28 protein-coding genes are annotated in these 26,327 nt (G+C 70.1%); 7 read left to right on the top strand and 21 right to left on the bottom strand.

The genetic code is table 11. From position 1 onward, the window contains the following. Positions 1-372: 372 nt before the first annotated feature. Positions 373-654, top strand: coding sequence for a type II toxin-antitoxin system Phd/YefM family antitoxin (locus Q8Q85_08665; protein MDP3774325.1), 282 nt, complete (start codon positions 373-375; stop codon positions 652-654). Then, a complete protein-coding gene (locus Q8Q85_08660) occupies positions 651-953 on the top strand; it encodes a type II toxin-antitoxin system RelE/ParE family toxin (protein ID MDP3774324.1) in 303 nt (100 codons plus the stop codon). The genes Q8Q85_08665 and Q8Q85_08660 overlap by 4 nt, the downstream gene beginning before the upstream one ends. A gap of 8 nt (positions 954-961) precedes the next feature. On the opposite strand, the gene Q8Q85_08655 is transcribed toward Q8Q85_08660, so the two are convergent. The 3 genes from Q8Q85_08655 to Q8Q85_08645 all read right to left on the bottom strand — a co-directional run bounded on the left by Q8Q85_08655 (position 962) and on the right by Q8Q85_08645 (position 2,011). After that, a complete protein-coding gene (locus Q8Q85_08655) occupies positions 962-1,237 on the bottom strand; it encodes a Txe/YoeB family addiction module toxin (protein ID MDP3774323.1) in 276 nt (91 codons plus the stop codon). 2 nt (positions 1,238-1,239) lie between these two features. Beyond that, the gene (locus tag Q8Q85_08650) at positions 1,240-1,521 is read right to left on the bottom strand and encodes a type II toxin-antitoxin system prevent-host-death family antitoxin (protein ID MDP3774322.1); all 282 of its coding nucleotides are present in this window, start codon (positions 1,519-1,521) and stop codon (positions 1,240-1,242) included. Positions 1,522-1,663: 142 nt separating this feature from the next. Then, a complete protein-coding gene (locus Q8Q85_08645) occupies positions 1,664-2,011 on the bottom strand; it encodes a BrnA antitoxin family protein (protein ID MDP3774321.1) in 348 nt (115 codons plus the stop codon). 537 nt (positions 2,012-2,548) lie between these two features. On the opposite strand from Q8Q85_08645, the gene Q8Q85_08640 reads away from it, so the two are divergent. Together Q8Q85_08640 and Q8Q85_08635 are read left to right on the top strand one after the other, a co-directional pair. After that, the gene (locus tag Q8Q85_08640) at positions 2,549-3,295 is read left to right on the top strand and encodes a hypothetical protein (GenBank protein ID MDP3774320.1); all 747 of its coding nucleotides are present in this window, start codon (positions 2,549-2,551) and stop codon (positions 3,293-3,295) included. A gap of 690 nt (positions 3,296-3,985) precedes the next feature. Beyond that, the gene (locus tag Q8Q85_08635; GenBank protein MDP3774319.1) at positions 3,986-4,426 is read left to right on the top strand and encodes a DUF1569 domain-containing protein; all 441 of its coding nucleotides are present in this window, start codon (positions 3,986-3,988) and stop codon (positions 4,424-4,426) included. A gap of 60 nt (positions 4,427-4,486) precedes the next feature. Here Q8Q85_08635 and Q8Q85_08630 read toward each other — a convergent pair whose 3' ends face one another. Continuing rightward, the gene (locus tag Q8Q85_08630) at positions 4,487-4,795 is read right to left on the bottom strand and encodes a hypothetical protein (GenBank protein MDP3774318.1); all 309 of its coding nucleotides are present in this window, start codon (positions 4,793-4,795) and stop codon (positions 4,487-4,489) included. Positions 4,796-5,093: 298 nt separating this feature from the next. Further along, the gene (locus Q8Q85_08625) at positions 5,094-5,366 is read right to left on the bottom strand and encodes a transposase (protein ID MDP3774317.1); all 273 of its coding nucleotides are present in this window, start codon (positions 5,364-5,366) and stop codon (positions 5,094-5,096) included. Here Q8Q85_08625 and Q8Q85_08620 point away from each other — a divergent pair. Next, entirely contained in the window at positions 5,296-5,520 is a 225-nt protein-coding gene (locus Q8Q85_08620; GenBank protein MDP3774316.1) for a hypothetical protein, read from the top strand. The two genes, Q8Q85_08625 and Q8Q85_08620, sit on opposite strands and share 71 nt — an antisense overlap. A gap of 134 nt (positions 5,521-5,654) precedes the next feature. Here the strand turns inward: Q8Q85_08620 and Q8Q85_08615 are convergent, their stop codons facing one another. The 8 genes from Q8Q85_08615 to Q8Q85_08580 form a co-directional block, all read right to left on the bottom strand. After that, the gene (locus tag Q8Q85_08615) at positions 5,655-5,885 is read right to left on the bottom strand and encodes a hypothetical protein (GenBank protein ID MDP3774315.1); all 231 of its coding nucleotides are present in this window, start codon (positions 5,883-5,885) and stop codon (positions 5,655-5,657) included. Positions 5,886-5,951: 66 nt separating this feature from the next. Next, positions 5,952-6,113 carry a hypothetical protein gene (locus Q8Q85_08610; protein MDP3774314.1) on the bottom strand — a complete coding sequence of 54 codons (162 nt, stop codon included), beginning with the start codon at positions 6,111-6,113 and terminating at the stop codon, positions 5,952-5,954. A 331-nt stretch (positions 6,114-6,444) separates the two neighbouring features. Beyond that, complete coding sequence (locus tag Q8Q85_08605; protein MDP3774313.1) at positions 6,445-6,591, bottom strand: hypothetical protein; 147 nt, start codon at positions 6,589-6,591, stop codon at positions 6,445-6,447. 29 nt (positions 6,592-6,620) lie between these two features. Then, on the bottom strand, positions 6,621-8,468 hold the full coding sequence (locus tag Q8Q85_08600) for a cytochrome c/FTR1 family iron permease (protein MDP3774312.1): 1,848 nt from the start codon (positions 8,466-8,468) through the stop codon (positions 6,621-6,623). Between the two features lie 66 nt (positions 8,469-8,534). Then, positions 8,535-8,915: a holo-ACP synthase gene (gene acpS / locus Q8Q85_08595; GenBank protein MDP3774311.1), complete on the bottom strand. Its 381-nt coding sequence runs from the start codon at positions 8,913-8,915 to the stop codon at positions 8,535-8,537. A 1-nt stretch (position 8,916) separates the two neighbouring features. Continuing rightward, complete coding sequence (locus Q8Q85_08590) at positions 8,917-11,175, bottom strand: M14 family metallopeptidase (protein ID MDP3774310.1); 2,259 nt, start codon at positions 11,173-11,175, stop codon at positions 8,917-8,919. After that, positions 11,172-11,858 carry a haloacid dehalogenase-like hydrolase gene (locus tag Q8Q85_08585; protein ID MDP3774309.1) on the bottom strand — a complete coding sequence of 229 codons (687 nt, stop codon included), beginning with the start codon at positions 11,856-11,858 and terminating at the stop codon, positions 11,172-11,174. Before Q8Q85_08585 ends, Q8Q85_08590 begins: the two co-directional genes overlap by 4 nt. Then, entirely contained in the window at positions 11,855-12,781 is a 927-nt protein-coding gene (locus Q8Q85_08580) for a DMT family transporter (protein ID MDP3774308.1), read from the bottom strand. Before Q8Q85_08580 ends, Q8Q85_08585 begins: the two co-directional genes overlap by 4 nt. A gap of 92 nt (positions 12,782-12,873) precedes the next feature. On the opposite strand from Q8Q85_08580, the gene dacB reads away from it, so the two are divergent. Continuing rightward, complete coding sequence (gene dacB, locus Q8Q85_08575; GenBank protein MDP3774307.1) at positions 12,874-14,388, top strand: D-alanyl-D-alanine carboxypeptidase/D-alanyl-D-alanine-endopeptidase; 1,515 nt, start codon at positions 12,874-12,876, stop codon at positions 14,386-14,388. Between the two features lie 46 nt (positions 14,389-14,434). Here dacB and Q8Q85_08570 read toward each other — a convergent pair whose 3' ends face one another. Both Q8Q85_08570 and Q8Q85_08565 read right to left on the bottom strand, forming a co-directional pair. Further along, positions 14,435-15,226: a C40 family peptidase gene (locus tag Q8Q85_08570; GenBank protein ID MDP3774306.1), complete on the bottom strand. Its 792-nt coding sequence runs from the start codon at positions 15,224-15,226 to the stop codon at positions 14,435-14,437. Further along, complete coding sequence (locus tag Q8Q85_08565; protein ID MDP3774305.1) at positions 15,223-16,191, bottom strand: P1 family peptidase; 969 nt, start codon at positions 16,189-16,191, stop codon at positions 15,223-15,225. The genes Q8Q85_08570 and Q8Q85_08565 overlap by 4 nt, the downstream gene beginning before the upstream one ends. Before the next feature lie 99 nt (positions 16,192-16,290). Between Q8Q85_08565 and Q8Q85_08560 the strand changes: the two genes are divergently transcribed. After that, positions 16,291-17,322, top strand: a complete 1,032-nt coding sequence (locus Q8Q85_08560) for a response regulator (GenBank protein MDP3774304.1) — start codon at positions 16,291-16,293, stop codon at positions 17,320-17,322. Here the strand turns inward: Q8Q85_08560 and Q8Q85_08555 are convergent. The 6 genes from Q8Q85_08555 to Q8Q85_08530 form a co-directional block, all read right to left on the bottom strand. Continuing rightward, positions 17,319-17,522: a hypothetical protein gene (locus Q8Q85_08555; GenBank protein ID MDP3774303.1), complete on the bottom strand. Its 204-nt coding sequence runs from the start codon at positions 17,520-17,522 to the stop codon at positions 17,319-17,321. The genes Q8Q85_08560 and Q8Q85_08555 overlap by 4 nt on opposite strands. 3 nt (positions 17,523-17,525) lie before the next feature. Beyond that, the gene (locus Q8Q85_08550; protein ID MDP3774302.1) at positions 17,526-17,786 is read right to left on the bottom strand and encodes a sigma 54-interacting transcriptional regulator; all 261 of its coding nucleotides are present in this window, start codon (positions 17,784-17,786) and stop codon (positions 17,526-17,528) included. A gap of 163 nt (positions 17,787-17,949) precedes the next feature. Continuing rightward, positions 17,950-18,936 (bottom strand): response regulator, encoded by a 987-nt coding sequence (locus Q8Q85_08545; protein MDP3774301.1) that lies wholly within the window; start codon positions 18,934-18,936, stop codon positions 17,950-17,952. Between the two features lie 40 nt (positions 18,937-18,976). After that, positions 18,977-19,873 carry a diacylglycerol kinase family lipid kinase gene (locus tag Q8Q85_08540; GenBank protein MDP3774300.1) on the bottom strand — a complete coding sequence of 299 codons (897 nt, stop codon included), beginning with the start codon at positions 19,871-19,873 and terminating at the stop codon, positions 18,977-18,979. Further along, positions 19,870-24,207, bottom strand: a complete 4,338-nt coding sequence (locus Q8Q85_08535) for a translocation/assembly module TamB domain-containing protein (GenBank protein MDP3774299.1) — start codon at positions 24,205-24,207, stop codon at positions 19,870-19,872. Before Q8Q85_08535 ends, Q8Q85_08540 begins: the two co-directional genes overlap by 4 nt. Then, positions 24,207-26,327: BamA/TamA family outer membrane protein (locus Q8Q85_08530; protein MDP3774298.1), on the bottom strand; the 2,121-nt coding region annotated here is incomplete at its 5' end. The genes Q8Q85_08535 and Q8Q85_08530, both read right to left, overlap by 1 nt.

The following is a 26,327-nucleotide window of genomic DNA, read 5'->3' as shown; positions in this document are numbered from 1 at the left end:
GGGGTGCTCGGCACCCGGGCCTGTTTGACGCGCGGGCCCTCGGGTCCATAGGTTGTGATCACGCAGTACTGCTTGTGCTGGTCGATGCCGGAGTACCACATGGGAGTGCCCTCCTGGAGTGACGGTTCACGATCCTGGCCGATCGATGAGACGCTACTCCTCGAGGGCACTTCTTGGAAATATCAAGTGCATGAAGCTGACGGTCCGCGGCGGATCGTGCTGTTGTGTAGGCGCTGGGGCCTGGGTGCTGGCCGCACGGACAGTGGCCGCCGCGCCCCGCAGCTTCTCTGTCCGTTAGGCAGCCACCGCTGACCGCGCTCCTTGCGCCCACGGTGTCTCGGATGTACATTCTTCTGTACATTCGGAGGGCGCATGAAACGAGTCCGCCTCAGCAGGGGCATCCAACCGCTCGCTGAGTTCCGCGCGAACCTGGCAGCGGTGCTTGACCAGGTGCGCCGAACCCGGCGCCCAGTGGTCATCACCCAACACGGGCGCAGCGCTGCCGTCCTGGTCAATGTGGAGGAGTACGAGGCCCTGCTCGACCGGCTGGAGCTGCTCGAGGATGTCCGCGAGGCCGAGAAGCAGTTGGCCCGTGGGCGGGGGGTTCCCCATTCTCGCGCCAAGGCGCAGGTGCTGGCCCGCCTTGCGTCGTGAGAGTTGTTTGGTCGCCACTGGCTATTGACCGGGCCGCCGAGGCAGCGGCCTACATCGCCCGAGAGAAGCCTGGCGCGGCGGCCAAGTGGGTAGACGAGCTTTTTGCGGCGGTCGGCACCCTCGGCCGCATGCCCGAGCGAGGTCGTCGGGTCCCTGAGACCGATCGGCCAGAGCTCCGCGAACTGCTCTTTGGCAGCTACCGCGTCATCTACCGGATCGAACCGAGGCGGGTATCCATCCTCACGGTGCGGCACGCCCGCAGGCTGCTCGATCTTGCCGAGCTCGGCGAGGCGCCCTAGGTTTAGCGTCAGCCGTAGTGGTAGCGCGCCTGCAGGAACTCCACCCGATCGTCAAACACCTCATACCCGAGTCGGTCCGCCTCGTTGATCCGGCGTGACCACACGTTTCCACCGAAGTGCTTCAAGTGTTCCGGTTTGCCGAGGCCCGCATACGGCTCGCGCAGCACGGTGTCCATCAGGTCGAGCACCCGAAGTGCGACTTTGCGGTTCGTGTCCACCCAAAATCGTAAATCCTCCCAGCACTCATCCTGAAGGACCGCCCGACGCCGGCCGCGCCAGGCCATGATCAGTCCTGCCCGAGCAGTTCGCGGCGCAGGGTGGCTAGGTCGCGTCGCTTCCCTCGACCGCGCCGGCCTCGAGTCAGGGCGGCAAGTAGTCGAGCGGCGTTCTGAGGTGAACGAAGCAGATAAGCGGTCTCTTGCAGGCTGCTGAGTTCGTCCGCAGGCAGCAGGGCCATGTCCTCATGCCCTCGGCGTTGGATCACCGCTGCTTCGCGCGAGTCCTCGACGCGGTCCCAGAGCTTGGCGAAATTCTGGCGGGCATGGCTATAGCTGGACTTGGTGGCCATCCTCGACTCCCGTAATCTTGTACAACTAATCTGTACAACTTGCTCCCCGGTGTCAAGGCAGCGGCCTAACCCGCCCTGCTGACGGGCGCGGCTGATTTGCTCCCGCAACTAAGCGCCATCCGTTGGGCGCTTCCAACGGAGTCTAACCGGAGGAGCGCTCTGAGCGCCTCGTTAGCTGCCGATGTTGGTTGCCTCTCGCATGACGCATGTAGCTCCGCAGCACCGCATTCATGCGGGTCTGATAGCGTGGCCCCTGCTCTTTGAACCACTCCAGCACGTCCTGATCAACGCGGAACGAGATCGCCTGCTTGGGCTGCGGCAGCACCAACTCCGCATCCGCCCAGAAATCGTCCGGCAGGTTCGCCAACTCGGGTGGGGACGTGCGCCGAATCTCGGCCTCGGTCATCCGCCGCGGGCGCGTCAGATCGGCCCGCCCATGTCGAGGCCGGTCAGCGGTCGGCAAACGCTTGGTCGTAGGCTTTGCGCTCACGGCGGTTACTCCTGCGCGCGGAGATGATGCGGCGCGCTCAAGCAATGGCCTGGCGCGCCGGCCGGCTCCCACCCAGCTTATGCACCATCCGCCGGCCAGCGTCTGGCGGACTGGTCCTATCGGCCGCGACGCGCCAGGCAGCGTTAGGCACGGCACGACACGGCTTGGGGGGCCTTCGCCCGGGAGATACCCTTCTCATGAGCGTTCTCAATACCAGACTGCCGGCCAAGGCGCTGCTGGCCGTTCCGCTCCTCATCGCCGCGGGCTACCTCGGCACTCCACCTCGAAGACCGGCTCGCCCTCAGCTTCATCATCGACGCGTCGATCACTCTCGCCATTCTGACGGTCCATTTCGCGCGCACCCCACCCGGCAGGGTGCGGTGGCCATGGTTCGTGGCGTTCTCACTGTTAGGCGGCCTCTGCTTCGGCCTGCCTTTCTACTGGTGGCTGAACAAGCGCCGCAGCTGAACGCGGATGCGTTAGGCCGCGTCCACTGCTGCATGCCCCCAACCGGATACCACACATGGCGGGAGTGAAGTGAATCATTCTGCGGTCCTCGCTATCAGCTACTCGCTCGTCTGCGGTCTTTGGCTGGGCTTATCCAGAGCCTTGCCGTACTGGCAGCATCCGGTGCGATGCGCCTTTGAGCGTCCCTGGCGGGAGCTGGGCCTAGCCCTCGCGGCCGCGGTGGCGGTCGTTGGACTCGGCCAGCTCTGGTCACACGGCGTCCGAGTCCCCGGGAGCGGACCCTGGGAGCCGTTCGCAGAGTCGGTGAATCAGCTCATCATCTTCTCACCTATCCTGTTCCTTCCGGTCGTGCGTCGTCAGGGCCTGCCATCGGCGTGGCTGCCGCCCGACGCCGCTCTGCCTCGTCTGGGGATCGGCCTCGGCCTCGCCTTGGTGGCATTGACGCTGTACGCCGGACTCGAGGCGGGGGCGCCATCGTGGATCGCTACGCTCAGCCGTGTCTTTCAGCCGCGCAACACCCAGTACGCGGTCCAGGTCTTGGCAGAGGACATTGCGCTTGCGGTGGTGGTGGTGCGGTTGGCGGCCGCGCTTGGCGCTGGGCGCGCAATTCTGATCACGGCGGCCCTCTTCGCAGCAGGGCACCTTCCAGCGCTCATGAGTGCGGGGGCGTCCGGCGCGGAGCTTGTGGGGCTCGTCCGCGACTTCGGCCTGACCGCCATCGTTCTTGGCTCGGCCTGGCGTGGGGCCGATGTTCTGTGGCTCTGGCCCGTTCACTTTGCCCTGGACATGACCCAGTTCGTACGGGACGCAGCCTAACAGGGGCTGAGGGCGGGTGAAAACTCCCGGCTGTGCATGAGTGGGGGGTCTTCCTACCTCGGATCGAGTCGAGATCGTGGCTCCTGAGCGAAATGTGAGCGTCGGAATTCTCGGAGGCCGTCGGCAGTACGAGTTTCCGCACCGGCTCGGCTGGAAGCTGCCGGTCCGCGGCGGAACGTGCTATTGTATGGCGGCCGAGGCCTCGGAGATACCGCTCTTGCGGTGGCCGCCGCGGCCCAAGGAGGGCGTATGCAGCGAACCACCGCAGTCCTGCTTCTTCTTCTGTGCCCGGCGATTCCTGCGCGCGTCGCGGTCGCCCAGTCCGCACCCGCGCCCTTGGCTGACGCGGCCGGGTCGATGCTCTCGTCGACCGCGGTGCCGTTGATTACGCCCGTGCCTGCTGCGGCCGCTTACCGGATTGCCCTCCGGCGGGAGATCCAGCGTGCCCGCGGGGGCAGTCGGCAGGGTAGGATCCTCATGATCGTCGGGGCGGCCGGGATCGTGACCGGGTTGGTGGTAAACGAGGGCTTGGTCACGATCGCCGGAGCGGGGGTCGGCGGCTACGGACTCTACCTCTACCTGCGGGCCACGCGCTAGCGTGACGAGGCTGCCTATCAAACGAATGAAGCGGCGCACCCATCCCAACTATTCGCTGTCCCTTAGGCGACCGATCGCCCGGGAGCCGAAGCCATAAGCTCTCTCCTCGAGTCGTCCGATCGCCAGGCGATCATCACCCGCCTCCGGCGCTTGACTCCGCAGCACGCGCGGCGCTGGGGCACGATGCAGTCCCACCAGATGGTGTGCCATGTCAGCGACGCGTTGCGCGTAGCGCTCGGCGACTTGGCGTGCCGGCGTCGCGATTCGCTGCTTACCCGCACGCTGGTCAAGTGGCTCGTGATCGAGTTGCGGGCTCCCGCGCCGCGCGGGAAGGTCAAGACGGCGCCCGAGATGCTGACGACGGCCCCGGCAACGTGGGACGCCGACCTGGGCGGGTGTGAAACTCTGATCGGGCGCATGGCCATGGAGCTTCCGCACTCGGTCCATCCGGCGTTCGGCCCGTTGTCGCCGCGCGAATGGGGCATCCTGGCCTACCAGCACCTGGATCACCACCTGCGGCAGTTCGCAGTCTAGCGAGAGAGGCGGGTGACACGGGACGGCGAACGCCCCGACAATGCTGGTGCCGCGGCCCGCTCAGGGCGCCGTGAAGGTCCGCACGATCGGGTAGCTTCGCGCGTTCGCCAGCGCGCCGTCCAGCAGGTTCCAGTCCAGCAGCCCGTCGTCGGATCGTGGCTCTAGCAGGTAGAACGCCAGCCGGCCGAGCGGCTGGTCCACGCGCACCACGACCGTGCCGGCGGGCAGCGTTTCCTGCGCCCGCTCGTACCCGCCGAGCGCCGTCCGCTCGCGGTGGTTCTGGAACGGCCGCTCGGCCGTCCAAGTCGAGTCGATCCGGAAACGCTCCACCTCGATCGTCAGCGGCTGCGCCAGGAGACTGGTGCGCACGTAGAGTACTGGAGCCCTTGCCGTCCAGAATCCGAACTCGCGTCCAGAAGCTGCACAGCGAATCCTGGAACCGTCACGCCACCACTACTTCGGCAGATAGCCGAAGTCGTTTGCCGACAGCGGAATGCCGATAGCCATCAGGCGTGGCACGCGGGTTGCTCTATCAACGATCGGTGAATGGTGGGGGCAGGTAAAACTCACAGGGGGGTTTTGACCCATCAGGAACCTACAGGCTGCCGGGAGGCAGCCTGTATTTTTTGGGTCTTCTCCCAACTGAGTGGGTAGTTTCGGGTCGGTTTCAGAGTTCCGGGAGCCTGCACGTGAGGACTTTGAGGCGGAGATAGTCAGGATCGCGCAGGCCATAGGCTCGTCGCTGGAGGACGCGGATCTTGTTGTTCAGCCCCTCGACGAAGCCGAGCGACACTTTGTTCTCTTCCTCGCAGTAGGCCGCGATGCCGTCCCAGTGCCGCTCGATCATCTCAGCGAATCGCTGATAGGGTTTGCCGCTGGTTCGCCGCGAGCAGCATCTCGGCCTCGATGGCCGCTTGCACCCCCAGGTCGCGCTGCTCATGCGGCGCTACGCCGACGTGCCAATGGACTACGCTGACGCGACCCTGGTGACCCTCGGAGATGCATTGCGGCTGGACACCGTATTCACCTTCGACCGCCGCGGGTTCGAAGCATACCGCGGCGCGCGCGGCACACCCTTCACGATCATACCGTAGCGCGCCGCCTGGCGCGTCGTGATCACGTTCCGGGCGCGAGGTGCAGCGCGTGGGCCACTCGAGCAACGCACCCCGTGAACCGCTCCAGACGAAGGAGCGGGTTCTAGGGCCGCGGCCCGGGCGTACTGGGCCTGCTAGGGCTTCGGCTTGCGCAGCTCTTCTCTGATCTGCCTGAGGAGCAGGGCGATCACGAAGACGAGGGAGATGGCCGCGAACTCCATCAGGCGTCCCGGCGTGTAGGTGCGCCCGAAGATCGACACCTGGAACCAGCTCAGGCACCATTCGATGACGGAGACGGCGAAGAGCGTGAAGGCCGCCGTGAAGAAGACCCGGCTCGCTTGGCTGCTGAGCTTGTCGACGTCCATACCAGCCTCCTGTGATGGGATGGGTAAGCTGACGCCCCCTACAGTATGGCCGAAGGGCCGCTCTCGCTAGAAGGCGGCCGAAACGCCACCCGCCACGCCCGTGTCCGCTGCGTTCGACCAAGCTGTCGAAGGTAGGGCCCGATACGCACGCGATGCCCCCAAGGAGAGGTCCCGGGCGCCGTCGAGCCGCTGGGCGAGGTAGTCGCGCGGGTCGGAGGGAATTGCCATGGCGGTCTCCCGGCTGAGGGCGTAGGAGGCCAAAGTCGCGACGCGAGCGCGGGCCGTCAAATGCCGGAAGTAGGGCGGTGCAGGACGAACGGTCCACGTTGGGCGCCCCATGCGTCCCGGGGTCGCCGCCGCGCCGCAACATCCGCCGCGGCACCGCCCGACGTAGAGGTTAGGATGCAAACCAGAACTTCACTGACAAAGGAGGCGGTCCCATGCGCATGATGCTGCGAGTCTCGATCCCCGCCGATGCCGGCAACCAGGCCATTAAGGATGACAGCCTCGGCAAGATCCTCCAGTCCACCCTGGAGGAGCTGAAGCCCGAGGCGTCCTTCTACTTCGCGGACGGTGGCAAGTTGAGGTCCTTGAACTCCTGCCGGTAGCCCGTGTCCACCGTATTGAGCCACTCCACCAGCTCGTTGGCAACTTCGTCGCCGATTTTCTCGTAGAACTTCTTCGACAGCTTGGCCGTAATCGGCATCGGCTCGCCTCAAGTTTTTTCGGTCTTCTCTAGACCGCCGCCTTTTCCTTCGCCTTCGCGGCGGGCGCCACTTTCGGCGCCTCCTCGACCCGGGCGCGCCGCGGCCTGACGACGAAGGTCCATACCAGCGCGATCACCAGCGCGACCAGGATGACGCCCTGCACCGCCAGCCCCTCGACCGTCGGATAGATGCCGAGGAACTCGTTGCGCGGGCCGCTCGGCACGAGCGTAGTGGAGACGATGCTCCCTTCCTGGAGCTCCTTGACTCCCGTGCCGGCGAAAACGAACGCCATGAAGTAGAGCGTCATGCTGGTCACCGCGAAGAAGGGCCGCATCGGGATGCGCAGGCCGAACTTCTCGATTCCGAGGAACAGCACGAGCAGCACGACCGAACCCGCGATGATGCCTATCGTGATGGGCGCGGCGCCGCCCGCGCCGCCGGTCACGAAGAGCGCCTTGTAGAACAGCACCGTCTCGAACCCCTCGCGATAGACGGCGAGGAACGCCACGGCCGCGAGCGCGAGCCCGTTGCCGCTTTCCACGGCCTTCTGGATCTTCCCCTTCACGAACCTTTGCCACGCGGCGACCTCGATCTTCGAGATCAGCCAGTAGGAGACGTAGAAGAGCATGCCGGCCGCGAGCAGCATCACGCCGCCCTCGAGGGCCTCTCGCCGCGCCGGGGTGATGATGAAGACCCACTCGAGCAGGGCCGCCGTGAGGAGACTCGCCGCCACCGCGGCGAGGACACCCTCGCGCACGCTCTTCCGCCGCGCCTCAGCGCCGCTCTTGATGAGGACCGCCATGATGGCCGCGATGACGAGGATGGCCTCGAAGCCTTCGCGCACCATCAACAGGAAGCTCTCGGCCAGGAGCGCGGTGGCCGAGCGGGTGCGGGTGAGGGCGTCCTCGGCCTCGGCGAGCGTCGTCAGCAGCTCGGCGTGGCGGCGCTCCGTTTCCGCGGCCGGCGCGCCGGTCGCAGTCGCCTCGCGCAGCGCCGCGAACCGCCGCTCCGCGCGGGAGACGAGCGAAGGCTCGGTGGGCCGGAGCGCGCCCTCGACCGCCTCGAACGCGAGGTAGCCGTCGAATACCTTGCGGCTCGCGGCCTGCCGCTCGCCGCGCCGCGCCAGGTCCACCGCGCCTCCCAACTCGCCTCGCACCGTCCCGAAGACGATCGCGAGCGATGCCTTGCGGCTCCGCCGCGCGCTCGAGTCCGACAGCGTCAGCACGTAGGCGACGACGTCCCACCGCTCCTCGCGGGAGAGGATTTCGTCGTAGGCCGGCATCCGGGTGCCCGGCACGCCGAGGCTGAGCTTGCGGTAAAGATCGAGCGGCGTGGTGGCGGCCAGGATCGTGGAGTCGGTGAGGTCCGCGGGTGGCGGGGTCAGCCGGCGCGCCACTGGACCGTCGCCGCGTCCCTCGAGACCGTGGCAACGGGTGCAGGTCGAGTTGTAGAACAGCTCGCCGTTGGCCAGCGACGGCTCGCGCGATGGACGCTCGTCGAGCGAGACACCGAAGGCCACGGTGAGGCGGCGCTCGATGTCCGCGGTGCGCACCGCGACCGACTCGGCGGGCGCGGAGGCGACGAGGAGGCGCTCGATGCCGGCGATGAGCGCGTCGACGTCGCGGGAGAGCGGCACCGGAAGGTCACGCCCGGATCGCCGCGCCTCGGCGACGAAGAGCCGGGCCTCATGAGCTTCCTCCGGCTTGGTGAGCGAGCCGCCGACCCACGCCAGCCGGTACTCCTGGGCCGCGAGCTGGAGCGTGGCCACGATCCGGCGGGCAGCCTCCGTCGCATCCTGCTGGGCCGCGATGGGGGCAGCCTGCGCGGGCGCCTGGGCTAGAGAGAGAAGAAGGGCGAGGGTCGAACTCAAACTCAACTGAGACTCATTCTCAAGAAAATGGGAAACGAAAACTACCCGATGAGGCGGTGCTCAGCAAGCGATTCACTCGAGGATGACGACCGCGGCCGCGATGCCTCCATCGTGGCTCAACGAGATGTGACACTGGTTGGCGCCCAGGGCGTTGAAACGCTCGAGCGCCGGGCCGTGCAGGATCATCCGCGGCCGGCCGTCGGGGAGTTTCTCGACTTCCAGGTGCAGCCATCCGATCCCCAAGTCGGCGCCCCCGGTGGAGAGCGCCTTGTAGGTCGCTTCCTTCGCCGCGATGCGTCCGGCGAGGTGCAGCGCCTGGTGCTCGAGGTCCTTCGCCAGCTCGCGCTCCTGCGGCGTGAAGATGCGCTGGAGGATCCGGTCGCCGTGGCGCTCGATCATCTTCCTCACCCGTTCCACCGGCACGACGTCGATCCCGAGCCCGATCACCGCCATGTCACCGTCCCCGCGCGATGAATATCCTGCGCCTGAGCCGTGTGCCGTCGTCCCGCGTCACGACGATCATGTAGAGGCCGTTGACCAGCGGCGCGCCCGACATCGTCTCGGCATTCCACGCGTAGAGGCCCGGGTCCGGCGACAGGGTCACTCCGGCGACGCGCGTGCCCATGATCGTGAAGACGTCCACGCGCGCGCTCCCTACCTCCGCGGGCCAGCGGATGGTGACGGGCGGGGTGCGCACCGGGTTGGCCGAAAGCTCGATCGCGGGAGCCGGAGGCTGGTTCGTGGCGCTCACCGGATCGAACAGCCCGGTCTCGCCCGCCGCGATCGCGATGTCGTCCAGGTACCAGTTGAGTCCGTCGGCTTCGAACCGCACCCGCAAGCTGGACGCGCCCGCGGCGACGGTGAGCGGGATCGCCGCCGGATACCACGCCGCCGCCGAGCCGACGAAGCGGTCCACCATGGTCCACGTCGCGCCACCGTTCGTCGAGACTTCGACCCTGCCCTGCATTGACTGGTCGAAGATGGACCCGCCGTGCTTGGTCCAGAAGAAGAGGGTGAGGCCGCTGCGTCCCGTGACGGGGATATCCGGCGAGGTGAGCGTGCCGGTGCTGGCCGTCCACGCCTGCAAGCCGTCGAACGCCTCGGCGGTGCGGCCGAAGCCCTGCCACGGCGAGGCCGGCGATTCCGCGCCCTCGCGCGCGACGATGTCGGCTACGATGCCGAGGCTCTGCACCCTCACGGCGCGCGCGTCGCGCCGGACCGCGTCCGCGGCGACGAAGCGGGCGAAGCTGCGGCCGTCGCCTAACGAGTCGGCGGTGAGCGCGACCGCCTGAACCTGTCCGCTGTCCGTCGCGAGCTGGAGCGACGGAGCGCCGGCCGGCTTCGGCACGACTACCCGGACCCTCGGCCACACCGACTCGAACCGCGCGCCACCGGCGCTCTCACCCGATGGGCCGACGGCGTTGGCGAGGTCGCCCGCCGCCTGGAGCAGGCCGAGCGCGAACGGCAGGTTGTCGCGCGCCACGCGCGCCAGGAGCGGGTCGTCGTCCGGGAACTCGAAGCCGTAGGACACGCCGCCTGTCACACAGCAGCCGGAGGTCAGCTCGACGGTGAACGCCGCGGCGCCGAACTCGCCGTAGGCCCAGTCGGCGTAGTCGCCATTGGTGGGATAGAGGTGCCAGCCGGGGCCCGGGTGGTAGTGGTCGTTCTGCGAGCCGGGCAGGCTGTCCTGCATCGCCGGAGCGGCCTCGGTGCCGGCCAGGGCACGGAAGATCCCGTCGTCGCCGGTGAAGGCGCCGTCCACGTGGCCCCACGGGTAGAGGATGGCGCCGGTGTAGGTGTGATAGGTGACGGCCGCGACGGGTGGGTGCGCCCGGTGGAACGCGGCGACGGCCTGGGTCTCCGGCTCCGACTCGGCCGCGGCGCCGCGGAAGACCTCGGAGGCGGGCTGCGGACTGGAGCCGAGGTCGTCGAGCGCGAAGAAGGCCGAATGGTTCCGATTGAGGTCCACCCCGAACGTCGCGTCGGGGTTGGGACGCCGGTTCTTCCTCCACAGACGCGTGGTCGAGAAGGTGTACTGGTAGCCGTCGGGATTGGCGACCGGGATCACCCAGACATCCCGGCTCGCGAGCAGCGCCGCGCCGCCCGGCTTCAAGGGCAACGAGTCGGCCAGGAACGTGAGGAGGCGCAGCGTGACTTCCGTCGCCGCCCACTCGCGCGCGTGATAGGTCGAGACGAAGATGACGTTAGGCCGGCTGGGCGAGTCGTCCGGCGCGCCGATCTTTACGGCCAGGACGGGACGCCCCTCGACGGACGCGCCGATCGAGTCCACGAATACGTTGCCGCGCGCCGCGGCGATCTGTTGAAGGTAGACCTTGATGCCTCGCGCGGGATCGTCGAAGTCCCGGTACACGGTGAAGGCGCGCGCGCCCAGCAGCTGACGTCGCGCTTCCATCGCGGCCGCGAACGGAGCGCGGGGCACGTCCGCGGGGATCAGCCCCCGCAATCCGAGCAGCGACCGGTCCCGGTCGGACACCACGGCCACGAGGCTCACCCGCCCATCGCGCTGCGGCCGAACCTCGACGATGTCGATGCCGAGCCGTCGCACCGAGTCCACCGCGGCCGGACCCGCCACGTCGAAACGCGCCGTGACGAGCTCCTGTGCCGACACCCGGCCGGCGCCCAGCAGCACCGACAGACCGGCTACCGCCCACCGCCGCGCGTCTGCGCGTCGGCGCGTCTGCGCGTCTTTCATTTCAGCACCGCCTCCATCACGCGCGCCGTATCGGACAGGTCCGCGAATGCCGCATGCGCTCCGCTTTCCATCAGCTGCTCTGCCGAGTACGCCGCCGTGCCCACCCCTATGGCCCTCGCCCCGATCCCCTTGCCGCAGGCCATGTCCGCCGGCGTGTCCCCGATGATGACGACGTCCCGGCCGGCGACCTCGAGCCCGAGGACCTCCCGCGCCCGCTGCTGCGCGAGCGCCGGGAGCGCGGTGCGTTCGTGGCTGTCCGAGCCGAACGCGCCGATCCTGAAGCGCTCGAAATCGAGCCCGGCAGAGCCGAGCTTGAGACGCGCGCCGCTCGCCACGTTGCCGGTAAGCAGGCCGATCACGCAGTCCTCGCGTGGCTCGAGCGCGTCGAGCAGCTCGCGCACGCCGGGATAGACGTGGGTCGCGTGCTCCGGCTTCGCCAACTCCGCTCCCAGCAGCTCGACGTAGCGGGCGAGCACGCGATCCATCAGCGTCGTATCCACGGCGAGGCCGGCGGCCTCGGTCAGCCGCCAGACGATCTCGCCGTCGGTGCGGCCGTCGAAGCGGAATCCGTCTATCGGGCCCGCGGCGCCGAGGACGTCCTCGAGGGCACGGCGAATGGCGCGGCGGCCGGCGCCGTCGGTCCATACGAGGGTCCCGTCGATGTCGAAGCAGACGAGCTTCATGTGCGCGTGAGGACGATGCCGCCGAAGATGCCCGCGGCGCCCAGTATCTGCCATAGCGTCGGGACTTCGCCGAGGAGCGGCCATGCGGCGAGGATCGCGACCACGGGCGTGAAGTTGGAGAAGATAGCCGTGCGCGAGGGACCGAGCCGCGAGACGCCGCGGTTCCAGATGATGTAAGCCAGGACGAGCGAGCCGAGCGACGAATAGACGACGCCGGCCCACACCGTGGGCGTCGTGGCGTGCCAGTCCTGCGCGAGCACCGACGGAATGCCGATGAGCACCAGCGGCAGGCCGCCGAGCGCCATCGTCCAGGCGGTGGTCGCGATGGGCCCGAGCGCGTCCGTTAGAGGTTTGGTGCCGATGGCGTACCAGGACCACATCAGGGTGGAGAGGAAAGTCAGGAGGTCCCCGCCGACACTGCCGCCCAGGCCCACCGCCGTTCCGCTGCCCAGGATGATCGTCGAGATGCCGGCGGTGGCGATCACGAGCCCCGCGACATCCCGGGCGCGCAGGCGCTCGTGACCGAGGAAGTGACTGAGGATAGCCATCTCGACGGGGACCGCGGCCATGATGAGCGCCGCGTTGCCGGCGCGGGTGTGAGCGAGGCCCTCGATGAACAGGAGCTGGTAGGCGGTGTTGCCGGCGAGGCCCATGAGCAGTAGGCGCCAAAGGTAGACGGCAGGCGGGCGCTTCGCCCGGGACGCGAGCGCCACGCCGGCGATGCCTATCGTCGCGAGGGTATACCGCGCGGCGTTGAAGCCGAGCGGGCTGTTGAAGGCAGGGAGCACGGCCTTCATCACTATGAAGTTGATGCCCCACAGTGTCACCATGAGCCCGAGGAGCGCGTCGGTGCCGGTGAAGCCGGCCGGGCGCCCGGCAGGCGAGGCGGGAACGGAGGCGGCGATGGGCTGAGGCTGGACCATGGTCCGGAAAGTTACCGGACGCGTGGACTTTTCGCTTACGCATCGCGACGCGCACCCTTCAGTCCGCGGACCCGGGGGCGTATCATTCGCCAATGAGAATCTCCCGGTCGGCGATCCTTCTCGCCGCGGCTGCCGCAGGCCCTGTCGTCGCCCAGGAGCGCCCCCGCGGTCCCCTCGCCGATTCGATCGCGCCGCTCTTCGCGGACCGGATGTGGCGCCGCGCCACCTGGGGCGCGCTGGTGGTGAGCCTGACTCGCGGCGACACCCTGCTGTCGTACCGCGCCGACCGCCGATTCGTCCCCGCCTCGACCGCCAAGCTCTTCACCACGGCAGCCGCCCTGCACTACCTCGGCACCGATTTCAGGTTCGTGACCGTGCTCTTCGCCGACGGGCGGGTGCGCAACGGTGAGCTGCAAGGCGACCTGGTGCTCTACGGCACGGGCGATCCGACGTTCGCGCTCGACACGTCGAGCCTCGCCCTCTTCGCCGACAGCGTCGTGGTGGCGGGGATCCATCGCATCCGCGGCAACATCATCGGCGACGCATCGTTCCTCGGCGGCGAGCTGACCGCGCCCGGATGGCAGCCGGACCACGTCACCAGCGCGTACGCGGCGCGCCCTTCCGCCCTCGGCGCCAACGAGAACCGCATCCGCGTCACCGTGGAGCCGGGCGCGCGACGCGGCGCGGCGGCGCGGGCTCGCCTCACGCCGGAGACCGACTACTACGGGGTGGCGAGCGTCGTCATCACCGGGCGGCCGGGGAGCCGCACGGCCATCCGGGTGCGGCGGGGCCGTGGGTACGGCCTCGTGGAGCTTTCAGGAACGATCGCCGCGGACGCTCCGGCCTGGAGCCGCACCATCCTGGTCGAGAGGCCGGCGGAGTTCGCGGCGAGCCTATTGAGGCGCCTGCTCGAAGCCCGAGGCATCAACGTCTCCGGCAACACCCGCGCGGTCGTGGACGACGATGGGACACGGGCCCACACGATGCTCATGCGCTCCGCCGGGCGGGGCGATGCGTTCGCGGGCGCCATCGCGGTCCACCGCTCCCCGACGCTCGACGAGCTGGTCACGATGATCAACCACCGCAGCCACAACCTGTCGGCGGAGCTGGCGTTCCGGACCATCGGCCGGATGCAGGGCGGCACGGGCACATTCGCCAGCGGAGCACGCGCCGTGGCCCGATTCCTCACCGAAGAGGCCGGCATCCCCGCGAGCGCCGTTCAGGTGCGCGACGGCTCGGGCCTGTCCCTCCTGGACGAGGCGTCGCCGCGCTCGATCGTTCAGCTGCTGTCCTACATGCGCCGCTCCCCCGAGGGCCCGGCGTTCTTCGGGTCGCTGCCGCTGGTCGGCGCCGGGATGCTTTCGCGGATGACGGAAACAGCGGCGGCCGGCCGCTTGCGCGCCAAGACCGGGACTCTGAGCGGCGTCTCGGCGCTGGCCGGCTACGTGACGACGGCGGGCGGAGAGGAGCTGGCCTTCTCGATCGTCGTCAACGGCGCGAGCTCGATCGATGACGCGCGCCTGGTGCAGGACAGCATCGGGGTGAGGTTGAGCATGTTGACGAGGGAGCGGGGAGCGGGGAGCGGTACCTCTCGTACCGGGCCGTAGGGTAGCGCGTCCCAAGGTACCGCTCCCCAAGGTACCGCTCCCCTTCTCAGACTCTACGCGCGCAAACAAACCTCCTTCTCAGCGCCACCGCCTCCGCGCTATCCCCGCTCAGCGGCGACTTGCAAACGCCGCCGGCGGCGAGCAACGAGTGCACGACGCTCCCCGCGCCGTCGGCGATCGCGACGTGCGTGACCCGATCGCCGCCTTCGGCGAAGAAGAGCAGGTCGCCCGCTTCGAAATCGTGGTTGGCGTCGACGGCCGGCACTGCGGCGCCCGCCTTCGCCTGAAGATGGGAGTCGCGCGGGAGGGCGACGCCGCGCATCCGGAAGGTCACCTGCGCCAGTCCCGAGCAGTCCACCCCCCAAGGGGTGACGCCGCCCCACAGATAGGGCGCGCCCGAGAAGAAGACCTCCGCCCAGGTGGCGGGCGGCATCTCGCGGGCCTCGTCCTTGAGCGCTGAGAACGGCGCGACCCTTCCACTCGCCAGCTGCCCTATCCGGCCATCGGGCAGGCGCACCGCGCCGCCGGCTTCCGGCGCGACACGCCCGCCGAGGGGCAGCAGCACGCGGGTGCGGCCGTCGATCGAGAGCATCGCGCCGAGGCTGGCATGGTGCGCGTCGGCGCGCCACGCCTCTACCCAAGACCCTTCGCCCAAGGCGACGTAGCCGCGGTGGACCCAGCCGGGGTACTCGTCCTCGGCGCGCACGCGAAGGAAGCTGTCGCGCTCTTCGGTGACCGTCAGCAGGTGGCCGAGCGGCGCCTGGGACACCAACTCGGCCCGGACGTCGGGGCTTCCCAACATTGGCGCGAGCGCGGCGGTGACGACGGCGTGGATCAATCCGACAGTCCCGGGACGCCGTCGCGGCCCTTGGCGAGCCGCACCCCACGCTCGACGGCCATCTCCGTGGCCTCGCGCGCCATCTGCTCGACCTGTATCGGGAGTGCCTGGACGGTTCCGGCGGAACAGGCGAAGACGATGTCGCCGTCGAAGGTGCTGCCGACCGGCATGATGCGCCGGGCCATGCCGTCGACCGCGGCCTGCGCGACGCCGCGCAGCTCCAGGCGGTTGAGCGACGCGTTGGTGGCGACCACGACCAGCGTGGTGTTGTGGTGCGAGATCCGGTGCGGCGGCGAGAGCGCGCCGCGGGTGAGCCCGCCCCTGGCGAGGTAGGCGGCGGTGCCGACGAACCCGCCGTCGTCCGAGCGCGCCCCCGCGATGATCTTGCCCGCTGAGTCGGTCACGTCGCCGAAGGCGTTGACGACGGCGATCGCGCCCACCACGACTTCCCCGTAACGCACCGACCAGGTGCCCACGCCGCCCTTCATCGCGCTCATGGGGCCGAGCGCCTTTCCTACGGTCGCGCCGGTTCCCGCGCCGACGGACCCTTCGGCCACGACCTTGGATGCCGTCTCGCACGCGGTCCCGCCCATCTGGGGCGTCGGCCGGGCGTCGAAGCGTCCAAAAGGGAGGAGGTCGAAGATGACCGCGGCGGGGACGATGGGGACGAGCCCCGGCCCGACGGAAAAGCCGCGCTGGTGCGCCTCCAGCCAGCGCGCCACGCCGTCGGCCGCGGCCAGACCGTACGCTGCGCCGCCGGTGAGGACGATCGCGTCCACCCGGCCGGCGAGCGACTCGGGGCGGCAGGCGTCTATCTCGCGGGTGCCGGTGGCGCGGCCCCGCACTAGCGCGGTGCACGGCATGCCGGATTCCGGCGCGAGGACGACGGTACAGCCCGTGCCTCCGCTCTCGTCGGTAGCGTGACCAACGAGGATGCCGGTGACGTCGGTAAGCGAAGGCGGCATGCAGTGATCCTGAAGGTGTGGAGCGCGAATGCTAGGGGGAGGCGCGGGGGAGCGTCAAGCGGCTTGCCGCTTCACCACCCGCGCCGTACCTTCGGAGCCGTGGCCGACGCCTCCGCACCGCTGACCGTTCTCATCGTGGATGACGACGAAGCGGTGCGCCGCGTACTCCACCAGTTCCTCACCAAGTCCGGATACCAGGCGCTCGAGGCATCGAACGGGCGGGCGGCACTCGACCAGCTCGAGGCTCACCGCGTGGCCGCGGTGGTGTGCGACATCATCATGCCCGGCATGACCGGCATCGAGCTCGTGCCCATCGCCATCGAACGGGACCCCGACCTGGCCATCATCATGCTGACGGGCGTGGACAACCCGCAGTCGGCCATCCAGTGCCTGAAGAACGGCGCCGCGGACTACCTGATCAAGCCGGTGGACCTGGAGGAGCTGGCCCACGCCCTTCAGTACGCGCTCCGCAAGCGCGAGCTGGAGATCGAGCGGCGTTCCCTCGAGGAGTGGCTGACCCGCGAGGTGGCGCTCCGGACGCGCGACCTCGAGGAGCAGAAGCGGCAGATCGAGGCACTCTCGGTCACCGTGCTCACCGCCCTGGTGGAGGCCCTCGAGAAGCCGGGGCCCGGCGGCCGCACCCATTCGGTGCGCGTCGCCAACCTCTCGTCGCAACTCGCTTCACAGTTGGGCATCGATTCGGACGAGATCGAGCCGATCCGCATCGCAGCGCGCCTTCACGACATCGGCCAGCTCGCGCTGCGCGAGGACGTGCTCCGCGAGACCAGCCAGCGCACCAAAGAGCTGGTCGGCGCGCCGGAAGGCCCCGAGCTCGCGGCGCGCATCCTCCAGCCGCTCAGCGGGCACGCCGGGGTCATCGCGATCGTGCGGCGCCAGCACGAACGCTGGGACGGGCGCGGGAAGCCGGACGGCCTCAAGGGGGACGCGATCCCGCTGGGGGCGCGGATCATCGCGGCCGCCAACCTCTACGACGAACTGACCGCGACCGTGGAAGAGGAGAAGGCCCTGAGCCCGGCCCAGGCCATGGAGAACCTGCGCGGGCTCGCCGGGATGCTCCTGGACCCCAGGGTGCTCAAGGCCCTCGAGCAGGTGGTGGGGGAGCGCCGCTAGGACGAAGTCTTGGGCGCGGGCAGCGGGAGGTTGGCGGGCTCGGGCTGGCCCTTCTTCTGCCGGCACGCCTTGCACATGGTGATCCCACGGAAGTCGCAGATCAGGCAGATGAAGGTCCCGCACTCCTGGCAGGGGTTCCCCTCCGACGCCCGCTCCTCGTTGCCGCACGACCGGCACACCATCATATCACGTTCACTCATGGGTCACCTCAGAGGTCCAGTGCGTACGTCTTGATCTTGTTGATGAGCGTCGCGCGCGAGATGCCGAGCTCTTCCGCCGCGCGGTTGCAGCGGCAGCACGTTGAGCCGGTAGAACAGGTCTTCGCGGAACCGTCCGCTCTTTACCGCCTCTTCGATGTCGCGATTGGTCGCGGCGATCAGCCGCACGTCCACCTGGATCTCGCGGGTGCCGCCCAGCCGGCGGAAGGTCTTGGTCTCCAGCGCCTGCAGCAGCTTGGGCTGCAATTCGGTCGCGAGGTAGGACGCGCGCCGTCGCGACCGCCAGGTGCGCCACGTCCACGGGCTTGGTGAGGAAGTTCTCGTATCCGCTCTTCTCGAAGTAGTCGCCGAACGCCCGCAGGACGTCGGGATCATCGTCGATGAGCCGCAGGTAGTCGGCCACGGCGTCTCAGGCGAGGAGGGTGGGGGTGCGCCGGAGGACATCTACCGCGACGTCCACCTCGGCGGCGCCGAACTGCGTCTCGCGGCCCTGGACCAGCTCGGTGATCACGGCGTCGGCCTCGCGGCGCGCGCGCCAGGGTCGGGCCGCGCACATCGCGGCGATCGCCGCCGCGGTGCCGAGAGCGCGCGCCAGGGGCGGGATGTCGTCCCCAGCCAGGCCGCCGGGGTAGCCGCCCCCGTCCACGCGCTCGTGGTGCGCCGCCACGGCCGACACCACGGAGCGGTCCGCACCCAGGCGCTCGATCCACCGCGCGCCGAGCGTCGGGTGCACCCGGATGAGGTGGTGAGCGGTGCGGGTCGGCGGGCCCTCCGCGTGCTGCTCGGTGATGGGTACGGCGAGCATGCCCACATCGTGCACGCGCGCGGCGAGGGCCAGCCGGTCGGGGTCGAGACCGAGCGGCACCGCGATAGCAACGGCCACCCGCCCGGTGCGGTTCGAGTATCCGGCCCGGTAGGGGTCCGCCTTCTCGAACGCGTTCACGATCTCGCCCAGGACCACCAGCACCGGTCCCGCGGCGCGCGTCACGCCGATCGCCTGCACCACCTGCCGCATGCCGCGCAGCTCCAAGGCCAGCGACGCCTCGTGAGCCACCTGCTCGGCGTCGAGCGGCTTCATCACGCAGGCGTCGGCGCCGCGCCTCAGCGCCTCCGACACACCCGCCCCGTCCCCGGGCGACACGAGCACGATGACCGCCGGCGGCTCGGCCAGCTTCTGCGCCTCGTCGAGGAGATCGAACCCGGTCTTGCCGGGCATCGCGACGTCGGTGATCACGAGGTCGAACCGCTCGGCGGTCATCTGCTCGAGCCCTTCCGTCCCCGAATGCGCCATGACGCACGACGCGCCCGCGCGCTCGAGGCGGCGAACCACCGCCGCGGCGATCGCCCGCTCGTCATCCACCACCAAGACCCGTTTCGTGGCCAGCGGAGTGGTCATCGAGGCGAATGTACCCTCGGCGGTGGGCAGCGGCCAGGCGTCAGTCATGGGTCGGGGCGAGCACCCTGAGCGCGCGCGGAAGGATCTCGATCGCGATCGGCGAATGGCCCGCGGCGTCCCCGTCGGCCTGCGCGGGGAGAACCGGGTCGGCCACGACGCGCACCGTCCGTGCCCTGAGGAACGTGATGCCGGGGTCCGACTGCGGACGCCGCGTGAACAGCCGCCACGCGACCCGCGCGGCGCCGGGCAGGGTAGCCGCGTCGAGCACGGCCACGTCCAGGAAACCGTCGTCCGGCTCGATGGCGGGATGGAGCTGGAACACGCCCGTGATCAGGTCGCGGCAGTTCGCGACCAGCACGATGGCCGCCTGCCCCTCGAATACCGTCTGGTCCGTCTCAATGCGGACCGTGGCGCGCGTGATCGCGGTGGCGAGACCTACCGCGGTCGCCACGTACGCGCCGACGCCGAAGGTACGCTTATGGTGCTGTGCCGTCTGGTGCATCAGCTGGGCGTCGAAGCCCACGCCCGCGGCGACCGCGAAGTACCGCGCGCCGGTCGTGCTCTCCATCCTGCCGACGTCAATGGCGCGCGTCTTCCCCGCGAGGATCACGTCCACCGCCGCCTGGGCGGATCGGCGCATGCCCAGGTTCCCCGCCAGCAGGTTGCCGGTCCCCGCGGGCAGGATTCCGATCGGCCGCTCCGTACCCACCAGCACGCCGGCGACCTCCATCACCGTGCCGTCGCCGCCGTGCGCGATCAGCAATTCGGCGCCGTCGGACACGGCCTCGCGCGCCAGGCGCTCGGCGTCACCACGTCCGCCGGTCGTCGCGACGTCCACCACTACGCCGACCTCAGTGAGCCGGCGCCGGACGAGCGCGAGGTCCGCCTCCGCCGAGCGCCCCGCGGCCGGGTTGGTGATGATGACCGCTCGCGTCAACGCTGGCCCGGCTGGAAGAAGAGGTCCACTCCGATCTGGTATCGGGATGACTGCAGTGTCGTGGCGCCGGTCACCCGGCACTCCCGCAACGGCTCGATGCTGGCCTCGAACCTGAACCGCTGGGAGAGCCGGTATTCGACGCTCGCGCCCAGGATCTGCGACGTGGCGCCGCGCCGCACCTCGCAGAGGCCCGCATTGAGGATGAGGAACGTCCGCTCGCCGATCTGCGTACCGGCCTCGACGCGGGTCGCGCCCAGGCCGAGCACGTCGCCCGGCATCCCCGCAGGGCGGATGGCCAGGTAGTCGAGTGGCAGCCCCAAGCCGCCCACCAGCGTCTGCTCCAGCTCGCCGGCGGCGAGGCTCGCCACCGTGCCCTTGAGGATCTCCACCTGGTTGCGGGTGCCCGACCCCGATTGCACCAGGTCGGCCGAGGGGCGGCCGAACAACAGATACGACACCAGCTCGGTTTCGGAAAGCGGCGGCCGCTGGTCGCTCTCCAGCGTGAGCCGCGGCACCAGGAGCGTCCCGCCGATGATCGCCCGGACCACGAGCTGTCCGCCCTGCAACGTGCGCAGGGTGTGCTGCGCCGCGATGTCCAGCTCGGGGTTGAGGTCCGGCGTCCCGAAGAACCGCACCGTGCCGCGGGTCACCTGGAACTCCTTGGAGGTGGCGGGGAGTGTGAGCCGGTAGGTGCCGCGCACCGCGTTCAGCGTGCCGTCCAGCCGGTAGCGTGGGAGCCCGTCCTCCACGGCCTTGGCGACCTGGAACTCGCCCGAGAGCTGGATGTTGGCCTCGTGCGAGCGCAGCCACACGTCCGGCCCCATCGCCACGGTGAGGCCCTCGATGCGCAGGCTGTCGAGGAAGACGCTCTGCACCGGCGGCGCGAGGTCCGCGGCGAGCGCCAGGTTGGAGTCCACGATCGCCCGGAACTCCGGGTCGTCGAGGTTCACGATCCGCTTCTCGACCAGGTTTGCGAAGGCGAGGAAGCCGTTGTCCACCGTGAGGCTGCCGCTCAGCGTCGCGCCGAGCGCGGGACCGCGCAGCCGGAGATCGCCGCTCCCGGTCAAGGCGCCGAAGTCGCGGATGTTGAACGCCGCGAACCCGCGCGGCTTGAGGGTGAGGTCGAGCACCGGCTTGGTCAGCGACTCGAAGCGCACCTCGCCGGAGACGTTCAGCGTGCCGCCGCTGCGAAGCCGCGCCTCGGTCACCCGGATCCGGTTGTCGCCGAGCGCGAGCCTGGCGTCAATGTCGGTGTACCGCGCGCCGACGGCAGGCACGGTGACAGCGCCGTCGCGCACGTCGATCGTGCCGGTGAGCTGAGGCTCCTCCCATGTCCCGCCGATCGTCACGTCCGCCGATACCTGCCCGGCCACGTTGGAAACGAGCGAGGTGAGAGCGTCCACCACGGAGAGGTCCACCGAGTCGGAACGGATGCGGATCTCGAGCGAGTCAGAGAGCTGCCGGCTCGCGACCGGGGTGAAGGCTAGGTCCAGCGGGAGCGACCCGTTGGCGCTGACCACCCTCACTCCCTCGCGCCAGAGGCCGGCCTTGAGCCACAGCCGCCGGTCCGCGTAGCGGCCGAGCACCTCGACCCGCGGAGCCCGGAACTCTCCGAAGCGGCCGTCGTCGAGCGCGAACTGCATGTCCATCATGGGGCTCGCGGCCGATCCCGCCACGTGGACCGTGAGCGAGAGGCTGCCGCCCGTGCCGGCCGTGTCGCGCTGGGCGAGCGCATACGCGTCCACCAGCGGCACGCCGTCGGCGAAGAGGGCGAAATCGCCGACGGCGGCGCGGGGAAGGCTCCCCGCAGCCCACACCCGGCCGCCGGCCCCCTCCGCCCGCAGCTCCAGTGAATCGATGGTGAGAGAGTCCCTCGTCGCGGCGATGACCGAAGGCGCCGCGAGCCGCCAGGTCCGCTCTGGCAGGGCGAGCATCAGCGAGTCCAGCCGCGCCTCGACGCCGAGCGATTCCGCGCGCAGCACGAGCTCCGCGCGCAGGGACGAGCCCAGCCGGAAGCCCGCCTCGACCTTGAGGCCGAGACTGTCCAGCGGCCCCGCGGCCACGATGTCGACCAACTCGTAGGCGTAGCCATGGACCGCAAGCGACTCCGCCGCCACGCGCAGATCGAGCGCGCCCCAGCCCTGCGCCCCGTACGCCGCGCCGCCGTTCATCCGGAGCAGACGCGCCGCGAACGAGCCGTACCGCACGCTCTCGACCTCAAGCGAGCCGTCGGCCTCCCACTCGGCCGTGGTGCCGACCAGCCGCCCCGTCGCGCTACCGCGCCCCTCGAGCGCCACCTCGCCCACCGTATCGCGCGACGCGCTCTTGAGCCACTGCACCAGCAGCACGAACCGCGCGAGCGTGTCCGAGCGGAACGCGAAGGTGAGCTGCGCCGGCGGGCGGCCCGCGCGCCCGAGCGCGCCCGACACCTCGGCGTCGCCCCCTTCGTACACCAGCAACGCCGTGTCCACGGCGAAGTGGTCCGGCGTCAGCGCCAGGACCAGCCGGGCGCGCCGCACCCCAAGGCCGGCCACCCGGCTCGTGTCGAGCGCCACGCGCACGCGCCCGGTCGTCGCCTGGGTCGTGTCCGCCGTCGGCACCGTGAGGTCCACCGACCACCGCCCCGACAGCACCGTCGGCGGCGCCGAGGCGAAGTGCCGCCCGAGGTCCACCGAGTCCACCGTGCCCTCGGCACGCACCGTGACGGCCGAGTCGCGCCCTCCCACGGTGCCCCGCGCCCCCCATCGGCCGACGGAACCCGAGAGCGCGGCGTCGAACTCGAGCGCGGTCACCGGCCCGTGTAGCGCGATCGGCCCGGCCACCAGACCCTTGAGCGGGATCCACGGGTACGAGGCCGCGAGCAGATCGAAGGAAAGCGAGTCGGCGACGAGGTCCGCGTCCACCCGCACCGTGTCCCGCAACCCCAGGCGAAGGGTGCCCCGCAGGATCGACGTCGGCAGCGCGGCCATCGAATGCGTGAGCGTGCCGCGGAACGTAGCGTCCCTCCACGGACCGTCGAGTCCGCCCGTGGCGCCCAGGCGCCCGAGTATCGAGAACGAGGGCGCGAAGCGCCGGATCGTGCTGAAGTCCAGGTCGCTGCGCGACACCGCGAACCCGCGGAAGATCAGGCCCTCCGCGCCGCCCAGCACGAGGTGCCCCCGGCCGGCGATGGTGTTAGTGGGATGGCCGGCCACGGCCTCGTCGGTGAACGCCAGGCTCGCGTCCACGGCGAGGTCGCCCGGCGTGCCCGAGCCGCGGAGCCGGCCGCTGACCAGGCCGCGCACCGGCAGCGTGTCCACCAGCGGCCGGAGGACGTCGAGGTCGAGCGGCGCGAGGGCCAGGTCCATCGCGCCGATCCGGACGCCGCCCCGCGCGCCAACGTACACGCGCAGCGTCCCCGACACCGCGCTGCGCCCGCTCGTAACCTCCAGCTCGCGAACGTCGAACTCCGCCGCGCCGCCCGGGAGCGCGTGCGCGCGCAGCACGACCCTGCCCCCGCCGGTGCGCGGCATCCGCGCATCGAGCCATGCCACGTCGGCGAAGCTCAGCCGGCGCGCGTGCAGCGCGATATCGTAGCTCACCCGCCCGCCGCCCCACCGCACTCGGCCCGCCGCGGAGCCGCGGGTGCTCGCCAGCTCGAAGTGATCGAAGTCGAAGCGCGCGCTGTCGCCGTCCACGGTCACGTCACCATCCGCCTTGACGACCTGGACCCGCGGTTCGGTGGACCGCAGCGCCAACCGGCTCACCGACGCCACGATCGCCGTGGAGTCGGGGTGCGATACGCGCAGCCGGCGCAGGTCGAGCTGGACGCCGAGGATTTGCCGTTCGGCCCGGACACCATGCGCATCCGCCTTCGGCTCGAGCACCACCGTGCCATCCATCACGCGCGCGTCCACCAGCTCGACGAGCGGACGGCGGCCGGCGGGGCCCCGCCGCGGCCGGTCGAGGCGGAACAGCCGCCGGTAGTTCCACGTGCCATCGGGCGCCTGCTCGAGCACGATCGTGGGCCGGATCAGCTCGACGCGGTGCAGGACGTACCGGCGCCGCAGGAGTTCGAGCAAACCGTAGCGCACGCGCACTCGTGCCGCGCGGATCACCGGCCGGCCGTCGGGGGTCGCGAGGGTGACGTCGGAGAGGTCCACGAGACGCCAGAGCGAGCCGCTCAGCGACCCGACCGTCACGCGCCCGTCGATGCTCCCCTCCAGGGCGCGCACCGCGTGGTCGCGTACGAAGGCATGCCCGGGCGCGGAAGCGAGCAGCAGCGCCACGAGCCCCGCGCCTACGAGGGCGAGGGCCGCCGCGGCACCACCGCCGATCAGCAGCGCGCGCCGCATCAGAAGGCCTGGCCCACGCTGAAATGGAACTGGAGGCGCCCCAGGAACGACGCGCCGCGCGCGGGCCCCCGGAAGTTCGACTTCTCGAGATCGAGCGTCCCGGCGGTCTTGTTCACGATGTAGAGCGGTCCAACCTGGCGGTCATACCCGTTGTACGCCGCGTCGAAGCGCATGGGTCCCAGCGGCGTGGCGACGCGCAGGCCGAGGCCGGGCGTCGCGCGCCACCCGCTGGGGATCAGCCCGCCGGTCGTCTGGTCCCACAGCTGGCCGGCGTCCACGAACGCAGCCAGACGGAACCGGCTGGACAGGAGCGGCGAGGGGAAGCGCAGCTCGAGGTTAGCCAGCGCGATCGCGTTGCTCCCCAGCGACGAGGTCCGGAGCCCGGGGTACGTGATCGTGCCGGCCGTCAAGCTCGTGTCGGCGCGGTCCGCCACGTAGACCACCGGCCCCATCTCGTTGCGGCCGAACCCGCGCACCGAGGACGGGCCGCCAAGATAAAAGCGCTCCTCCGGCGGCACGAAGCGGATCGCGCCGCCCGGCACGGTCGAAAGCCCCGATAGCACGATTCCGGCGCGGACCCGGAACGCCGCGACCCAGTCGCGCGACAGCCGCCGGTACAGGGCGGCCTCGCCGACGATCTTCGCGAACGCATACTGCGACCCGATCGCGGCTCCCGCATAGGCCGCCTCGAGCGAGGTCACGTGCCCGCGCGACGGATCGACGGGGTTGTCGGTTCGTTTCCCCAGGACCGACACGCCCAGCGCCGCCTGGCGTCGGTTGTCGGAGAGCTGCGTGATGGCCGACTGCTCACAGCGGTCGAAGAACACGCAGAACGTGGCGTCGGCGGCGCGGGTTCGCCCGTACGCGAGGCGGTAGGTGAGGGTGACGGGCAGGTCCCGGCCGACGCCGAAGCCGAGCGACACCGATCCGCCCACCCCGATCCGTTCGAACGCCTTGAACTCCGACCGCCGCTCCGCGAACGCGGTGATCGAGATCGCGTTGCGGCGGGCGAAGAGCGCCGGCTGCGTCAGCGTGATGGACGCGAGATAGTTCAGCGTGTCGGAGAAACGGCTGTTCCCCGAGATGTCCTTCGCCAGTTCCGGGCAGACGACGTTCCGGCTCCCCAATGCCGTAGGGTGCGCGAAACCCAGCTTGGACACCTTGCCCGCCAGCTCGAGGCGCCGCGTGCCGCCCAGGAAGTTGTTCTGCGCCAACGTGGCCTGGGCCCGGAAGCAGTCGATCGTGCCGTAGCCCACGCCGGTGCGGAACCGCGTGCGCGGCCCCTCCTGCACCTGCACCTGGACTCGCACCAGGGAGTCCGATCCCGCCACCGTGGATTCCGCCGCGACACCCACGCTGACGTAACGGAAGAGGTCGGTCTGGTAGAGGCTCCGCTGGGAGTCGAAGAGCGCGTCCTGGTTCGAGACGTCGCCCTCCCGCACGGCGAGCGATCGGCGCACCGTGCGACGGCTCACGCCCTGCGCCCCCGCGATGGCGATCTCGCCCACCCGGGCGCGGGGGCCGGGCACGACGTCGTAGCCCACCCGCGCGAGCCGGGTGGTGTTGTCCACGCTGTAGCTCCGGTACACCTCGGCGAACGGGTACCCGCGGTTCCGCATCGCCATCACCAGAGAGTCGGCCGAGGTCACGAAGAGGTAGCGGTCGAACGGCCGGCCGACCGCCAGCGGCAGCGAGTGCCGGAGCCGGTCCGCCGGCACGATGCTGTCCGCGCCGCCGATGGCGATCGTGTCCACAATGACGGGCGGGCCTTCCTGGATCCGGAAGGTCACCGACACGCTCTGGCCGCCCCGCCGAACCACGGTGTCCACCCGCGCCTCGAAGTAGCCGTGCAGGCGGTAGAGGAGCTGGAGCCGCACCACGTCGCGCCGGAACTCGAGCTCGTCGAACGTGCGACGCTGGCCGAGGTGCAAGAATCGGAGTGGGGCTAACCCGGCGAGCCAGCTCGATCCGGTGGTCGCGATGGAGATGGCGAGCGTGTCGGCGGCGAGGGCGTGATTGCCCCGGAAGTGCACCCCCGACACGGTGCGCTGCGGCTGCCTATCCGCCTGAGCCATGAGCGACGACGGGACGAGCGCCGCGATCCACACCGCCCCGCGGAC

The organism is Gemmatimonadales bacterium (genome assembly GCA_030697825.1).
Taxonomy (GTDB): domain Bacteria; phylum Gemmatimonadota; class Gemmatimonadetes; order Gemmatimonadales; family JACORV01; genus JACORV01.
Note: the sequence above shows the minus strand (reverse complement) of the source record. Positions and strands in the feature narration are given on the sequence as shown.

Excerpts from the sequence above, each read along its gene's own strand:
- Q8Q85_08665 (MDP3774325.1), top strand. The coding sequence starts at position 373 with ATGAAACGAGTCCGCCTCAGCAGGGGCATCCAACCGCTCGCTGAGTTC.
- Q8Q85_08655 (MDP3774323.1), bottom strand. The coding sequence starts at position 1,237 with ATGGCCTGGCGCGGCCGGCGTCGGGCGGTCCTTCAGGATGAGTGCTGG.
- Q8Q85_08650 (MDP3774322.1), bottom strand. The coding sequence starts at position 1,521 with ATGGCCACCAAGTCCAGCTATAGCCATGCCCGCCAGAATTTCGCCAAG.
- Q8Q85_08625 (MDP3774317.1), bottom strand. The coding sequence starts at position 5,366 with ATGAGCAGCGCGACCTGGGGGTGCAAGCGGCCATCGAGGCCGAGATGC.
- Q8Q85_08615 (MDP3774315.1), bottom strand. The coding sequence starts at position 5,885 with ATGGACGTCGACAAGCTCAGCAGCCAAGCGAGCCGGGTCTTCTTCACG.
- Q8Q85_08610 (MDP3774314.1), bottom strand. The coding sequence starts at position 6,113 with ATGGCAATTCCCTCCGACCCGCGCGACTACCTCGCCCAGCGGCTCGAC.
- Q8Q85_08605 (MDP3774313.1), bottom strand. The coding sequence starts at position 6,591 with ATGCCGATTACGGCCAAGCTGTCGAAGAAGTTCTACGAGAAAATCGGC.
- acpS (MDP3774311.1), bottom strand. The coding sequence starts at position 8,915 with ATGGCGGTGATCGGGCTCGGGATCGACGTCGTGCCGGTGGAACGGGTG.
- Q8Q85_08590 (MDP3774310.1), bottom strand. The coding sequence starts at position 11,175 with ATGAAAGACGCGCAGACGCGCCGACGCGCAGACGCGCGGCGGTGGGCG.
- Q8Q85_08585 (MDP3774309.1), bottom strand. The coding sequence starts at position 11,858 with ATGAAGCTCGTCTGCTTCGACATCGACGGGACCCTCGTATGGACCGAC.
- Q8Q85_08580 (MDP3774308.1), bottom strand. The coding sequence starts at position 12,781 with ATGGTCCAGCCTCAGCCCATCGCCGCCTCCGTTCCCGCCTCGCCTGCC.
- dacB (MDP3774307.1), top strand. The coding sequence starts at position 12,874 with ATGAGAATCTCCCGGTCGGCGATCCTTCTCGCCGCGGCTGCCGCAGGC.
- Q8Q85_08565 (MDP3774305.1), bottom strand. The coding sequence starts at position 16,191 with ATGCCGCCTTCGCTTACCGACGTCACCGGCATCCTCGTTGGTCACGCT.
- Q8Q85_08555 (MDP3774303.1), bottom strand. The coding sequence starts at position 17,522 with ATGAGTGAACGTGATATGATGGTGTGCCGGTCGTGCGGCAACGAGGAG.
- Q8Q85_08545 (MDP3774301.1), bottom strand. The coding sequence starts at position 18,936 with ATGACCACTCCGCTGGCCACGAAACGGGTCTTGGTGGTGGATGACGAG.
- Q8Q85_08535 (MDP3774299.1), bottom strand. The coding sequence starts at position 24,207 with ATGCGGCGCGCGCTGCTGATCGGCGGTGGTGCCGCGGCGGCCCTCGCC.